The 15,067-nt window shown below is 39.1% G+C and carries 15 protein-coding genes and 1 pseudogene; 7 read left to right on the plus strand and 9 right to left on the minus strand.

Annotated features, from left to right (window positions below; translation table 11 throughout):
* Positions 1-68: 68 nt before the first annotated feature.
* Complete coding sequence (locus HX129_RS00765) at positions 69-425, plus strand: hypothetical protein (RefSeq protein WP_174493165.1); 357 nt, start codon at positions 69-71, stop codon at positions 423-425.
* A gap of 97 nt (positions 426-522) precedes the next feature.
* Here the strand turns inward: HX129_RS00765 and bfmS are convergent, their stop codons facing one another.
* Both bfmS and bfmR read right to left on the minus strand, forming a co-directional pair.
* Positions 523-2,151, minus strand: a complete 1,629-nt coding sequence (gene bfmS, locus HX129_RS00770) for a sensor histidine kinase BfmS (RefSeq protein WP_286435948.1) — start codon at positions 2,149-2,151, stop codon at positions 523-525.
* A 45-nt stretch (positions 2,152-2,196) separates the two neighbouring features.
* Positions 2,197-2,913 carry a response regulator transcription factor BfmR gene (gene bfmR, locus HX129_RS00775; RefSeq protein ID WP_130073936.1) on the minus strand — a complete coding sequence of 239 codons (717 nt, stop codon included), beginning with the start codon at positions 2,911-2,913 and terminating at the stop codon, positions 2,197-2,199.
* 555 nt (positions 2,914-3,468) lie between these two features.
* Between bfmR and HX129_RS00780 the strand changes: the two genes are divergently transcribed.
* The 4 genes from HX129_RS00780 (at position 3,469) to HX129_RS00795 (ending at position 8,546) form a co-directional block, all read left to right on the plus strand.
* On the plus strand, positions 3,469-6,327 hold the full coding sequence (locus HX129_RS00780; RefSeq protein WP_130073937.1) for a ribonucleoside-diphosphate reductase subunit alpha: 2,859 nt from the start codon (positions 3,469-3,471) through the stop codon (positions 6,325-6,327).
* 123 nt (positions 6,328-6,450) lie between these two features.
* Entirely contained in the window at positions 6,451-6,582 is a 132-nt protein-coding gene (locus HX129_RS00785; protein ID WP_130073938.1) for a preprotein translocase subunit YajC, read from the plus strand.
* A 336-nt stretch (positions 6,583-6,918) separates the two neighbouring features.
* A complete protein-coding gene (locus HX129_RS00790; protein WP_286435957.1) occupies positions 6,919-7,146 on the plus strand; it encodes a CRISPR-associated protein Cas2 in 228 nt (75 codons plus the stop codon).
* Positions 7,147-7,262: 116 nt separating this feature from the next.
* Positions 7,263-8,546 (plus strand): ribonucleotide-diphosphate reductase subunit beta, encoded by a 1,284-nt coding sequence (locus HX129_RS00795; protein ID WP_130073939.1) that lies wholly within the window; start codon positions 7,263-7,265, stop codon positions 8,544-8,546.
* Positions 8,547-8,613: 67 nt separating this feature from the next.
* Here HX129_RS00795 and lysM read toward each other — a convergent pair whose 3' ends face one another.
* The 6 genes from lysM to HX129_RS00825 all read right to left on the minus strand — a co-directional run bounded on the left by lysM (position 8,614) and on the right by HX129_RS00825 (position 12,321).
* Positions 8,614-9,087, minus strand: coding sequence for a peptidoglycan-binding protein LysM (gene lysM / locus HX129_RS00800; RefSeq protein ID WP_130073949.1), 474 nt, complete (start codon positions 9,085-9,087; stop codon positions 8,614-8,616).
* Between the two features lie 208 nt (positions 9,088-9,295).
* Positions 9,296-9,532, minus strand: a complete 237-nt coding sequence (gene acpP / locus HX129_RS00805) for an acyl carrier protein (RefSeq protein ID WP_065994154.1) — start codon at positions 9,530-9,532, stop codon at positions 9,296-9,298.
* A gap of 85 nt (positions 9,533-9,617) precedes the next feature.
* Complete coding sequence (fabG, locus tag HX129_RS00810) at positions 9,618-10,352, minus strand: 3-oxoacyl-ACP reductase FabG (RefSeq protein WP_286433161.1); 735 nt, start codon at positions 10,350-10,352, stop codon at positions 9,618-9,620.
* A complete protein-coding gene (gene fabD / locus HX129_RS00815) occupies positions 10,349-11,335 on the minus strand; it encodes an ACP S-malonyltransferase (RefSeq protein ID WP_180045891.1) in 987 nt (328 codons plus the stop codon). Before fabD ends, fabG begins: the two co-directional genes overlap by 4 nt.
* Positions 11,336-11,496: 161 nt before the next feature.
* Positions 11,497-11,682 (minus strand): 50S ribosomal protein L32, encoded by a 186-nt coding sequence (gene rpmF, locus HX129_RS00820; RefSeq protein WP_004723964.1) that lies wholly within the window; start codon positions 11,680-11,682, stop codon positions 11,497-11,499.
* A 75-nt stretch (positions 11,683-11,757) separates the two neighbouring features.
* A complete protein-coding gene (locus HX129_RS00825; protein WP_180045893.1) occupies positions 11,758-12,321 on the minus strand; it encodes a YceD family protein in 564 nt (187 codons plus the stop codon).
* A 97-nt stretch (positions 12,322-12,418) separates the two neighbouring features.
* Here HX129_RS00825 and HX129_RS00830 point away from each other — a divergent pair, with 97 nt between their 5' ends.
* On the plus strand, positions 12,419-13,081 hold the full coding sequence (locus HX129_RS00830) for an elongation factor P hydroxylase (protein WP_130073953.1): 663 nt from the start codon (positions 12,419-12,421) through the stop codon (positions 13,079-13,081).
* 82 nt (positions 13,082-13,163) lie between these two features.
* The gene (locus tag HX129_RS00835; RefSeq protein WP_286433162.1) at positions 13,164-13,781 is read left to right on the plus strand and encodes an L-threonylcarbamoyladenylate synthase; all 618 of its coding nucleotides are present in this window, start codon (positions 13,164-13,166) and stop codon (positions 13,779-13,781) included.
* 306 nt (positions 13,782-14,087) lie between these two features.
* Here the strand turns inward: HX129_RS00835 and HX129_RS00840 are convergent.
* Positions 14,088-14,803, minus strand: a pseudogene (locus HX129_RS00840) (GNAT family N-acetyltransferase).
* Positions 14,804-15,067 lie beyond the last annotated feature (264 nt).

Genomic DNA, 15,067 nt, shown 5'->3' on the forward strand with positions numbered 1-15,067 from the left:
AATAAAGTTTATACAATTCATTAAGTTGTTCTGTGTATGCTAGAAAATAATAATAAGGAGTACAACACATGAGCATGAACTTTGCACACAAACCCAATTATTTTTTATTTGCTCAATTATTAGTTCGTCATATTGAGGGGTATATCAAAAAACATCCCGATGCCAATAATGCAATCTTCGATTTACGTGATATTTATGAGCTTTTTCGTCAAGATTTAGCATCAACCACCACCAATTTAGAGGGTATTTTAAATATTGCAGACGAATATACGATTGACACCCTAAATGGTGATCAAAAAATTATTAGCGAATATAAAATTGATGCTGAACAAAATAGTTTATTGATTGATTTTAATCCTGATGCGCTACAAGCTTTACGTGCTGGTAAACCGATCATTGCACCTGATGCAACCTTACACCAATAAGTTAAATGCCTCTCAATGAAAAACTCGCAATGAAAACTAAAAAAGCACCGAAATCGGTGCTTTTTTACAACAGGACTTAAACAAGCCCTATCACTAATTACTTCACTTTAAGTTTATTTCTATGCGCAGGCCAAGACATTTTAAAACGTGCACCACCTAAACTTGGGCTTCCATCGACCTCAATCGTCCCACCAAACCAATAGGCGATTCGACTGACAATTGACAACCCTAAACCATAACCACCAGAAGCACGTGTACGACTGTCATCTAAACGAGCAAAGGCTTCAAAAATACGTTTACGATCTTCCTCAGGAATGCCCGGTCCATCATCTTCAACACAAACATAAGCCATACCTGTATCCGCATCGATACCACCACTAATATAAATACGATCATCGCAATAACGAATCGCATTACCGACTAAGTTTTGTACCACACGATGTAAATAACGGCGTTCTGCTTCCACGACTACATCATTAGACAATGGAACAAGATGTATTTCTTTTTGAGTTTTCAAGGCTTCTGTTTCAACAGCAACCTGATCTAACACATCGACCAAAATAATTTTTTCAAAATTAAGAGATGGCGTACCCTGCTCAAGCTTAGCATAGGTCATGATTTCATCAATTAACGTATTTAAAGCTTCAATATCTTTATCAATCATTTCCATCTGTTGCAAACGATATTCATAATCGTCTTCGTCTGCCAACATTTCCATACCAAAACGGATTCGAGCAACAGGGGTTCGCAATTCATGCGAAACTGCACGCATCAACTCCCTTTGTGCTTCGATCAAGCGTTGAATGTGGTCTGACATACTATTATAGCTTGTGGCTAAGCTTGCTAACTCATCATGCCCTTCTACAGGCACCCGTTGTGACATATCACCTGTCTTCATGACATCCAAGGCATCATTCACCTGTTTCAGTTTACGTTGCATTGGCACAATCAAGCCATAAACCCCCAGACACAGTAAAAACATACTGAGCAAGGTGATACCTGCAGCAAGTTTTACTGGCATCCAATTAAACATGGGTACTGGACCGATCACGAGCGCATCAGTTGGAGAGCTTGGCAAAGGAGAAACTATAGATATAGTTGTACCACGTACGGTTGCACTGTCGCGCCATAAAATAACAGGCTGATCTGAACGCAAACGTCCAAGTTGCTCAGGATCTAAATTAAGCCCCGAAACCTTTTCCACACCCACATGGTAGTAAAAATGTTGCTGAATTTTTTTCAGATACTCCTGCTCTTGTCCTGGATAGTAGACCAAATAATCCATAATAAAGACAGGAAGAGCTTTCATTTGTCGCTCTGCAAACTGATCGACTTTAATATATAAATAATGTTTAGGATCATTACGAATGCCTAAAACTAAATACGCAATACCATGTTCAGCATCATAACGTACAACAGCTTTTTGACTTTCTATACGTTTATTTTCAGTGCGAGAAAGTTCAACTTTACTGGCATCAACATAATGAATAGGAAGTTCTAATAAGTCGGAAGCATCTGAAATCCAATCTATTCTTTGTTGTTCAGTCTGTTGACGTGCCACCCCCTCACTGATGACATAAGAAATACCATCCGTTAGAGATTCACGATATTCTTGCGCACGTTGATAATTAATAATCTGAACAAGCAAATAGCCAAATAAAGCAACTAAGACGACAAGAATAACTAATCCTGCGTAAATACGCAGGAATATGCTGTGTTTGGACACGAAAACAACCTTATATAGAGCTAAATCCCTAACTAGAAAATAGCATTACATCCCATTTGTTTCTTTAACAAATAAGTACCCTTTACTACGTACAGTTTTAATGCGTTTTGGATTTTCAGGATCATCACCAATTTTTGGACGAATACGTGAAATACGCACATCAATCGAACGGTCTTGACCATCATATTCAATCCCACGCAGACGTTCAAAAATATCTTCACGTGACAAAATTCGTCCAGCATTAGATGCCAACAACCATAAAAGGTCATATTCTGCACTGGTGAAATCGACTAGCTCGCCGTTTAAAGTTACAGAACGACCACCGTTATCAATCACAAGATCATCAAACTCAATACGTTGTACTACTTCATCTTCTGGCGCTTTGTCTGTACGACGCAGTAAGGCACGAATACGCGCTAAAAGCACACGAGGTTGTACAGGTTTAGCAACATAGTCATCTGCACCCATTTCCAAACCAAGCACTTGATCCATATCTTCCGTACGAGCAGTCAACATCAAAATCGGTTGATGATAATGTGGACGAACTTCACGACAAACGGTTAAACCATCTGCACCTGGTAGCATCACATCTAGCACCACCATATCAGGTTGTTCAGCAATAATACGACGAATTGCACGGTTGCCGTCTGGCTCTACCCCAACCTCTAGCCCATTACGGATTAAATACTCTTGTGTTAAACGGGCTAAACGCTCATCATCTTCTACAATTAAAATTTTTGGTAACTTTTCTTCTTGGCTCATCTATTTGCCCCTGTATTTGACTTTGTGTCTGCTACAAATCTCGCAGATTCAACACACTATGCTTTGCAATATACACACGTTTACATTGTAAACAAGACCCTATTCACCAAACTGATACATGACAGTAGCATTTTGTTATATTTTATTAACTATTGAATTGTAGATAGTTTTCTCTCACACCTTTGATGTTTTTTAAATTTATTCTATTTTTTACTACGCTAAGGCACGTTTTTTATACAATTTATTTCATTGTACACATTCTGTCTTTTTAAACGCACTGTTTTTAGTTATCCACAAGGTTATCTATAAGCAGCTTTTACAGAGTTTGCTATGCTATGCCCTTGTCTAATAAGGCATATATAAAAACTCCACAAGAGACCCTAAATATTGCAATTTTTTTTCAACTTTTTCAGAAAGAAAATTATCGAAATGTCAATATTGATCTCCCCTAATTTTTACCGTATCTTGTGTCCTAATTTACATTAAACCACTAAGTATTGTGTTTAGTCCTCAAACATCTCGACAACATATTTCTTCTATGTTGCTGCGATTCAAATGGTCCATAAACATAACAATGATGACAATGGAGCTACGCTGACAATGAACGCCATTACAACCCCAGGTCTACTTCAAGTGATTAAACGCACTGGTGATGTAGCCGCTTTTGATGCAGATAAAATTTCTGTAGCAATTGGTAAAGCTTTTTTGGCTGTAGAGGGTCAACAAAGTGCAGATTCAAGCCGTATTCATGATCGCATCACTCAGCTCACTGAGATGGTAATGAATACTTTTAATCGTCGTTTACCTTCAGGCGGAACAATTCACATTGAAGAGATTCAAGACCAAGTTGAATTGGCGCTTATGCGTACTGGCGAACAAAAAGTTGCTCGTGCTTATGTGATCTATCGTGAACAACGTTCTGAAGCACGTAAACAAACAGGTGCACATCACCACCCTACTTTACAAATCACAGATGCGAATGGTCAGCTTCAGCCTCTAGATTTGGGCAAACTTCAAGCCACGATTGAAAAAGCAAGTGAAGGCTTAGAAGGCATCAATGTTCAAGCCATTGTCGATGAAACAGTTAAAAATTTATATAACGGTGTAAAACAGTCAGACATCTCAACCACGATGATGATGGCAACACGTACACGTATTGAACAAGAACCAAACTATACTTATGTGACTGCACGTTTACTCCGTGATGATTTGGTTGCAACAGGTCTTAAATTTTTAGGTCTTTCTGAAGAGACCTTAGAAAATGATGCTTTAGAAACATACTTAAACAAAGGTGTTGAGTTAGAGCTGTTATCTGCTGACTTATTGAACTTTGACCTTAAAAAATTGGCAGCAGCGATCAAACCTGAGCGTTCAAACCAATTTACCTATTTAGGCCTGCAAACTTTATTTGACCGTTACTTCATTCACTCAGACGGCGTGCGTTTTGAACTTCCACAATTGTTCTTCATGCGTGTTTCAATGGGACTTGCGTTAAACGAAGAGAATAAAGAACAACGTGCAATCGAATTCTATGACTTATTGTCTAGTTTCGACTATATGGCATCTACACCAACATTATTTAACTCTGGTACTTTACGTCCACAGTTGTCGAGTTGCTACCTCACAACAATCCAAGATGACCTATATGACATCTATGGTGCGATGCGTGACAATGCCCTTCTTTCTAAATGGGCAGGTGGTTTAGGCAATGACTGGACACCAGTACGTGCTTTAAACTCCTACATCAAAGGAACAAATGGTAAATCTCAAGGTGTAGTGCCTTTCCTTAAAGTTGCCAACGATACTGCGGTTGCAGTCAACCAAGGTGGTAAACGTAAAGGTGCGGTATGTGCATACCTTGAAACTTGGCACTTGGACATTGAAGAATTCCTAGAGCTTCGTAAAAACACAGGTGATGACCGTCGTCGTACACACGATATGAATACTGCGAACTGGGTTCCAGACTTGTTCATGCAACGTGTCTTTGAAGATGCTGAATGGACTTTATTCACACCATCTGAAACACCTGACTTACATGATTTGACTGGTGCAGAATTCGCTGAACGCTATGCGTACTACGAAGGCATTGCCAAAGAAAAAAACATGCTTCATAAGAAAATCCGTGCGAAAGACTTATGGCGCAAAATGTTGTCAATGTTGTTTGAAACTGGTCACCCTTGGATCACATTCAAAGACGTATGTAACCTACGTTCACCACAACAACACGTGGGTGTAGTGCATTCATCTAACTTATGTACAGAAATCACTTTAAATACCAATAAAGATGAAATCGCAGTATGTAACTTAGGTTCGATCAACCTTGTTCAACACGTACAAGGTGGCAAACTCGACCGTGAAAAACTAGCACGTACAGTTAAAACTGCGGTTCGCATGTTGGATAACGTAATTGACATCAACTACTACGCAGTTGAACAAGCACGTAATTCAAACTTGAAACACCGTCCAGTGGGTATGGGGATCATGGGCTTCCAAGATGCTTTATATGAAATGAAGCTTGCTTATGGTTCTGATGAAGCTGTCGATTTTGCAGATGAATCGATGGAAGTCATCAGCTACTACGCAATTGAAACTTCAAGCAACTTGGCTGTTGAACGTGGTGTTTATTCAACATTTAAAGGTTCATTGTGGGATCAAGGGATTCTACCAATCGACTCTTTAGACATCGTTGCTAAATCACGTCCTGAACGCATGTTCGAAGTTGACCGTACAACTCGTTTGGATTGGGACACTTTACGTGCCAAAGTTCAAAAAGACGGTATGCGTAACTCAAATGTGATGGCGATTGCACCAACTGCGACTATTTCAAATATTTGTGGTGTATCTCAGTCTATCGAGCCAACATTCCAAAACCTTTATGTAAAATCTAACCTTTCTGGTGAATTTACAGTGATCAACCCGTACTTAGTACGTGCGTTAAAAGATCGTGGTCTTTGGGACTCTGTGATGGTCAATGACTTGAAACATTTCGAAGGTTCAGTACAAAAAATTGCACGTATTCCTGAAGAATTAAAAGCCATTTTTGCCACTGCATTTGAAGTTGAACCACGTTGGATCGTTGATGCTGCGTCACGTCGTCAAAAATGGATCGACCAAGCGCAATCGCTTAACCTTTACATCTCAGGTGCAAATGGTAAGAAACTCGACCTAACTTATAAGATGGCTTGGTTACGCGGTCTTAAAACGACTTACTATCTCCGTGCATTGGGTGCAACTTCTGCTGAAAAATCTACCATCAATACGGGTGCATTGAACGCAGTTAAGCCAACTACGGTTGCAGCTCCTGTTGCTGAAGCTAAACCTGTTGCTCCTGCTGAGGAAGAAGGTTTCGCAAACGCTGCACCTGTGCCGCAAGCATGTTCAATCGATAATCCTGATTGCGAAGCTTGTCAGTAATTTAATTTACCTCCCCTAACCCCTCCTGAAAGGAGGGGGATTTATCGCGATATTTATTTAAGTGCTAAGTTCCCTCTCATCTCAGGAGAGGGTTAGGGAGAGGTCTCTAAAGAGTCCAAGATCATGCTCCATTTAAGTCATAACTATGAGTTAGGCATAATTGTCCTGATCTTAGCCTTTTTAGTTTTTTATGTACCAATGGCATACGCATTCTTTGCCATTCGTAAGCAACAAAAACGTAAGCAAAATAAGTAGTTTAGAAACAGAATTACTTCTTTTGATTATGTAGTAATACAAAATCAAACCTAAGTAGAAGATTACGAAAGATAGAAAGTAATTAGATATTTAGAAAGGATTTGAGAAAAATGTTGGGGATATTGGCGTATCCCCTCCATCAATCTCAGATAACCGAGAATACGGTTGGCTGACAACTTTCGACAAAGAAAGTAACGAAATCTTCGTTCACTTTTGGTTGTTAGTCAACTGTTAATTCACAATTTCAAACTAAGACATTGTTTTTAGGAGTCTTAAAAATGAAATCAGTTTTTCAGTTTTCTCAACTTAAAGCTAAAGGAGCTTTCTATGCACTATATGTGTCTAAGTTACGATCTAAAAAATAAACCACGTTCAAATTATTCTAAGATTTATCAAACTCTTGGATTATATGAACATCAAAGATTACAAAAGTCGATATGGTTATTAAATACAACCAAATCTTCTGATGAAATCATGAATGACTTTAGGCATTGCGTTGATAATGATGACCGTTTTGCGGTTTTCCCAATTGACCAAAATTTGTTAAACATATTAAAGGAGTAAATACCCCAACCATTTATTAATCATAATAAATGGTTTTGAAATAGAGAGAGGTTTATAATCTTTACTCTATTTCAAAATGGGGTTCATTGCTTTTTAAATAAAGTGAGGAGAATCCCATGTCTATCCTAAGTTGGGACGATTTCGAAGATGATGAACCGAAACAAGCTGCACAAGCTCACCAGCCTGCGCCCGTCGAACCGAAAAAAACGACTGATTCGCAAGTGGTATCTGATGCACAGCACGCATCGTCGACTGTGGCAGCTACACAACCCGCTCGAACCTATTCAGCAGGAACAACAAATTCAGCCGATCCATTGGCAAGAGCATCTAACGCTCTAGAAACCTTAGACGTTGCACCAGGCTTAGAAGAGCTTGAAATGGGTGCGCAACGTGTTCAAGTTGATGATAAAGCGATGATCAACTGTCGTGCTGACTTAAATCAACTTGTACCATTCAAATACGAATGGGCTTGGCAAAAATATCTTGACGGATGTGCAAACCACTGGATGCCTCAAGAAGTCAACATGAACCACGACATCGCACTTTGGAAGTCTGAAAATGGCTTAACTGAAGATGAGCGTACCATTGTTATGCGTTCTTTAGGTTTCTTCTCGACTGCTGACTCTTTGGTAGCAAACAACTTAGTATTAGCGATTTACCGTCATATTACTAACCCAGAATGCCGTCAATACATTTTGCGTCAAGCATTTGAAGAAGCAATTCATACCCATGCTTACCAATACTGTATCGAATCTTTAGGTATGGATGAAGGCGAAGTCTTCAACATGTACCGTGAAGTTCCATCAGTAGCGCGTAAAGCAGCTTGGGGCTTGAAATATACGCAGTCTTTAAGTGATCCTACGTTCAAAACAGGCACACCTGAAAATGATCAAATCTTACTTCGTAACTTGATCGCATTCTATTGTGTACTTGAAGGTATTTTCTTCTACTGTGGTTTCAGCCAAATCTTGTCGATGGGTCGTCGTAACAAGATGAATGGTGTTGCTGAGCAATTCCAATACATCTTACGTGATGAGTCTATGCACTTGAATTTTGGTATCGACATGATCAACCAAATCAAGATCGAAAATCCAAACTTATGGACAGCTGAGTTCCAAGAAGAAATTATTCAAATGATTCTTGAAGGTACGATGCTTGAGATTGAATACGCACGTGACACCATGCCACGCGGTGTATTAGGCATGAATGCAGCAATGATGGAAGAATATTTAAAATTCATTGCAAACCGTCGTTTAGCTCAATTAGGCTTACCTGAACAATTCACTGGTGTGAATAACCCATTCCAATGGATGTCTGAAATGATGGACTTACGTAAAGAGAAGAATTTCTTCGAAACACGTGTAACAGACTATCAGACTGGTGGTGCGTTGAGCTGGTAAGCTCGTGCCTCCGTATTCTCATCAATAAAAAAAGGCGCTTTCTAGCGCCTTTTCTTTTACTCAAATATTATGCAGGAATACGTAATACTTGACCTGGAAAAATATCATCCGCATTTTTTAACAATGGACGATTAGCTTCAAAAATTTTGTTGTACTGATTCGCATCACCATAAAATTCTTTCGAAATTTTAGATAAGTTATCACCAGATTTAACTGTATAAAACTTGCTTTCCGGTTCTGGGGTCGCTACGGTCAACTGATCATCTACCTGTGCAACATGGTCGATGTTTCCAACAGCCAAAATAATCTTTTCTTTGTCTGCCTGAGTTTGCACTTGCCCTTTTACGGTTGCCAAATCTGAAGCACCATTATAAGTCACAGATAAACCCGCTACAGGCAAGCCTAATGCTTTGATATGACCCAATAATTTATTTGCAATTTCTTGTGCAGATGGTTCAGCAGGAGTTGCTGGTGCTGCCTGTGGTTCAGCAGGTGCTGTATTTTTTTTACCGATACCTTTTACAAAATCAAAAAGACCCATTATGTTTCTCCGTATAAATTTAAGTTTTATTTAATCAAGGATTATAAAAATTTGTACTCCATTTTTATAACTAAAAAATATACTGAAATCGGTTGTCATTGGTGACAGAAACGTAACGATATGTAAACAATGTTTTTGATTTATAAATAAAAAAGCCACCGTAATGGTGGCTTAATCGCTGATGATGACTCATCAAGCATTCAACAGATTAACCAAGTTTTTTAGTTACATAGTCAATAGCTGATTGAACAGTTGTGATTTCATTTGAATCTTCATCAGGAATCGTGATGTCGAAGTCATTTTCGAAAGACATTACAAGCTCAACTAAGTCTAAAGAGTCAGCACCTAAGTCATCCATGAAAGATGCTTCGTTTTTGATCTCTTCAGCTTTCATACCTAATTGTTCTGCAACAGCTTGTTTAATGCGTTGTTCGATATCGCTCACAGGAATTCTCCTCATTGCTTGTGGCGGCGTTTAATTGCCTATAGTTTAATTGAATATTGAATTTTTTCAAAGTTAATACATGACATTAAGCCATGTATAAACCACCATTTACGTGTAATACTGTACCTGTGATGTAACTTGCACGTTCCGAAGCCAAAAAACTGACCGCATTTGCGATGTCTTGTGGCTCACCAAAACGATTTAACGCTACTTGATCACTCATTTTTTTGCGAATGTCTTCACTCAACTGCTCAGTCATTTCTGTTGCAATAAAGCCTGGTGCAATGCAATTTACAGTGATTTGACGGCTACCCATCTCTTTTGCAAGGCTACGGCTAAATGCTTCAATACCTGCTTTAGCAGCAGAATAGTTTGCCTGCCCCGGATTTGCAAAGTGTGCAACCACAGAACTGATATTAATAATGCGACCAAAACGCGCTTTAGTCATGCCTTTCAGCACACGTTTAGACAAACGGAAAACCGCTTTTAAATGAATATTTAAAATATCATCCCAATCTGCTTCCGACATACGCAGTAACAAATTATCTTTAGTAATCCCTGCATTATTCACCAATACCATCACTGAACCATATTTTTGTTCAATATCTGATACCAATGCATCAATAGCATCGCCATCGCGCACATCTAAAACCGCACCTGCACCATTTTCTGCAAATGTTGCTGTTAATTGTGTCGCGCCTGCTTCAGAAGTCGCCGTACCTACTACAAAATAACCGTCTAAGATAAGTTGCTGAGCAATGGCTGCGCCAATCCCTCTACTTGCGCCTGTCACTAATGCGACTTTGCGTTCTTGTGTCATGCAATTTTTCCTTCTGCCACTAAAATGGCATTCAGCGCATCTTCCATACGACTTTGCGTGTCAATTGGAAATGCTTTTTCAATGTTCGGCAAACGTTTTGCAAGATTCGCTAAGACATTACCTGGACCACATTCAACAACATATTGAATACCTTGGTCTTGCAGATATTGCATGGTGTTCGTCCACTGTACAGACTGATACAATTGTGCCGTCAATGCTTGGCGTAAAGCCGTCACATCACTTGCAATCGCTGCGTTGACATTTTGTATTACAGGAATAGTCGGTAGCTCAATGGCAGTTTGTTCCAAAGCTTGTGCGAACTGCTCTGCCGCAGGCTTCATCAATGAACAATGCGAAGGAACGGATACAGGAAGTGCAATTGCTTTACCTGATTGCTCTTTGGCTTGTGCCATAACGTCTTGCACCAATGCCGCAGACCCTGCGATGACCACCTGACCATTTGCATTGTAGTTTGCAGCTTCGACTGAGCCTTCAGCTGCTTGTGAAGCAGCTTGACACAATGCGACCACTTGGGCATCTTCTAGCCCCAAAATCGCAGCCATTGCACCTGCACCTTGTGGTACAGCAGATTGCATCAATTGACCACGTAAATGCACCAATTTCACAGCATCGACCAATGAAATTGCATTTCCTGCCACCAATGCGCTGTATTCTCCGAGTGAATGCCCTGCAAGGTATTTAGGTGCAACACCACCCAAATCTAACCATACACGCCACATCGCAATACTTGCTGTTAACAAAACAGGCTGAGTATTTTCTGTTTGATTTAAACCTTCACCGCTTTGGGCAATATTCCATAAGTCAAAACCAACAGCCTCTGAAGCTTCTGCAAATGTTTCTGTCACTACAGTAAACTGTTCTGCAAGTTCAGCAAGCATGCCTACTTTTTGTGAGCCTTGACCAGGAAACAAAAATGCAGTTTTCGTTGCTTGAGCTGCTTGCTCCAGTTGTTTAGTAGACATATAAAAGTCCTTTCTTCATACCTAGCTCGTTTCCGATGCGGCAATTTAACACTAAAAAAATAAAAAATTAATTGCTAAATACAACAAAAATTCAAGACAAAAAAAAGGGAGCGAAATGCTCCCAATTTTTTTCACTAAGCTTTCGCTTAATGCATCAACAATTATTCAGCATCAGCTGCTTTAGCGAATAATTGACGACCACGGTAGAAACCATCTTTAGTCACGTGGTGACGACGATGAGTTTCACCTGTAGTTTGGTCTACAGTTAATGCATTCTCGGTTAAAGCGTCATGTGAACGGCGCATGTCACGGCGAGAGCGACTTTTACGGTTTTGCTGAACGGCCATGATGGCTCCTTACAAAGATCGAAAAAATGGATCAGAACAATTCGGTTGTCTTAACTAAACATTATAACACAAAAATTAGTTAAGTTTACCCTTTAAACCTGCTAAAACATCAAACGGATTATCCCGTTTTTCTTCAACAGCGTCCTGATCGACTGGCTGATGTTTATGTTCACAAGCATTATGCTTAGGAGACATTGGCATCAACGTTATCAATTCATCTTCTATTAGAGAAAGTAAATCCGCAGTCGCAGGAGTATTACTTGCATAATCACCCTGTTTTGTGGCTTCACTTTCGCCTAAGACGATGTAATCAGCATCCTCATCCAAGCGCTCTATCAGTGACTCATCATCGATCAAGGCTATATGAAAATCTGAAACAAGTTCAATTTCAACAGGCTCCAAACAACGTTGGCATTCCATTGGAACTTTTGTTTCAGCATGTCCATCTAACCATACGATGCGATGATAGGCATCCATTGATAGTGTACAGTCTATATTGACCAATTGATTATCAATTGATCCAACAGCTTCACGAGCAATACGAACACAGCGAGACAATGGCAGTGTACCTGACCATGTAAAGCCCTGTTCAGCCCATTTAAACGGCTCAATCTGTGCCGGAAAGGTTTTTGCTGACATAATTAAGGCGGCAATTCTACAAATTCATCGGTACTCTGTCAAAGATTAAGATACAATTTTGTACTTATTTAGACAGATCATTTGGGTAATTTAAGTTATGCATCAGTTGCAGCCGCAACCTGAAGTCACCACTTCATTACAGTTAAACACTGATTTAACTTCAATTTCTTCTAAAAAATCAAGCCTTGTGCAACGTTTACAATGGTGTGATTTACAAACTGAAGTTCAACAGGTCGATTGGCTTATCTTACACTTTAATCTTTGGTTTTCCCACTTAAATGTACAACTTGTTCGTGGAGACTTTGAACCTGAGTATTTTCCTGCGACGGCAGACCACCCTGCTCGCATCCAATTTGCCCATGGTTATTTTAATAGTGCGCTACATGAAATTAGCCATTGGACGATTGCAGGCGAACAGCGCCGCTTATTACCCGACTTAGGTTATTGGTATGCGCCTGATGGTCGTACTGCTGAACAACAAGCACTATTTGAACAAGTCGAAGTGAAGCCACAAGCGATTGAATGGTTATTTGCTCAAGCTTTTGGACGAAAATTTCGTGTGTCTTTAGACAATCTCACCGGCGAAGGTGGCGATGGCGCAACATTTAAAGACCGTGTTTTCGCCCAAGTGCAGTGTTATTTTTCAGGAGAAACCGTACTGCCACGAGATGCAAAACGATTTATAGAATGTATCTGCTCTTGCACACGAGGTGGCAAAACATTACAAAGTCACGAGTTTCAACGTGAAATGCTTGATTAATTTACATAAATCAACATAGTAACATTGCAACTGTGCGTTTAAGCAAGTGATAATGAATGAAAAATATTCAGGAGAGAAAAATATGCTGCATTTAAGAGTTCATCCTGACAATCCTCAGCCACGTTTGATTAGCCAAGCGGTAGAACGCATTCGTGCAGGAGATGTGGTGGTCTATCCAACCGATGCGGCTTATGCGATTGGCTGTCAGATTGGGAATAAAAATGCCATGGAACGTATTGCACAAATTCGTGGCTTAGGTCCAAAGCATCAATATGCCATTATCTGTGCAGATTTATCTGACATTGCCACCTATGCCAAAGTCGACAATGCGATGTATCGCCTTCTGAAAGCCAATACCCCTGCGGTAACCACTTATATTTTACCCGCAACCAGTGAGGTACCTCGTCGTTTGATGCATACAAAAAAGAAAACCATTGGTTTACGTGTACCTAGTAATGCAGTATGTCAAATGTTATTGAAAGAATTAGGTGAGCCACTTTTGACTAGTACTTTGATTTTACCGAATCAGGATCAACCTTTGGATGACCCTTTTGATATTGAACAACAGCTCGAAAAGCGTATAGATGTGTTTATCGACAGTGGTTTAGGGACACTAACCACAACCAGTATTGTTGATTTATCAGGGGCAAATCCTGAAATCATCCGTCGTGGTGTGGGGGATGTCAGTGCTTTTGAATAAGCTGTTTTAAGAAATAGTAAGTCTATGGCTTTGTTTTGATCTGAGCCGTTTTAATCTTAGCTAATATTCAAGACTTTCCTGAAGATACAATGATTTACACTGAACAACCTTAGTGTTTACACTCAAATACTAAGGTTATTTAGGATGAAAAAATATTGTCTTCAAATAAAAAATTGAATATTTTAGAAGCGGCTCAAATGGAAGCCTCCTGCTTTTTCAGCCCATATCATTATGCAAGATGATCTAAATTTACCCTCACTTTTATTTGTTATGAAATTTAAGATGCTTTAAATCTAAAGATCTAGATCATTCTCTAGTTTGCAAACGCTTTTTTTGCTGACCTTTTGCATCAAAATTTTCAGGATTGAGCCAATTTTCATAAGCTTTTTGAATACTTTGCCATTCCTCATCAAGCATCGAAAACCAAGCCGTATTACGATTATTGCCTTTAGAAATACGATCTTGACGAAAAATTCCCTCAAATTGAAAGCCAAAACGTAATGCTGCTTGTCTTGAGGGTTCATTTAAGTCATCACATTTCCACTCAACACGTCTAAATCCTTGCTCAAAACACGCTTTTAATAATAAATAGATCGTTTCAGTTGCAGCAGCACTACGTTTCATTTGATGTGAAAAATATACATTACCAATCTCAATGACTGCATGTTCAGAACGTTCATTCATCAATGCAATCCAACCTAAAATCTTTCCGTCAACTTCAATCAAAAAATGTCTTGCCTCTGTAAAACCAAAATTTTTTTCAATGCTTGTTCTAACTGGACTTGAAAACTAAATGTTGAGTACGGCAAATATGTCCAACAAGCGTGATCTGGTTCGCTTTCTATAGCTTTCCAAAGCGCTGAAAAAGCAGATGTTTGTAAAATGTCATTGTGAATAGGAAATAAGCGCACATAGTTTCCTACTAGAATATCTTCTTGAATTTTTTTTGGCTTTTCTCGCACTACAGTTTTACCAATTTTTTGCCCAAATTCATTAATTTGGTATTTTTGATAATTCAGCATTTTGAGTATTTATAGACAGACATGAAGAATAATATGCCTGTTTTTTGCTGTTTTCTCTAGTAAAACACCGCTTATTTGTTAGACAAAAAATTGACCATTATCACGCAAGAAAATATTCCCTATTTATTTTCAGGTTTTTTTCACATTTCTGCATAATAACAATTTATTCCCATCGCATTTTAATTTAGAATATAAGCACTTCTATATTCAATGCAATTCGACTATCACTTCACCTCTCCTATTCTTGAAAAGTGATCTCCCGAA

Origin of the sequence: Acinetobacter sp. 251-1, assembly GCF_030329305.1 — a bacterium.
GTDB classification, from domain to species: Bacteria; Pseudomonadota; Gammaproteobacteria; order Pseudomonadales; family Moraxellaceae; genus Acinetobacter; species Acinetobacter piscicola_A.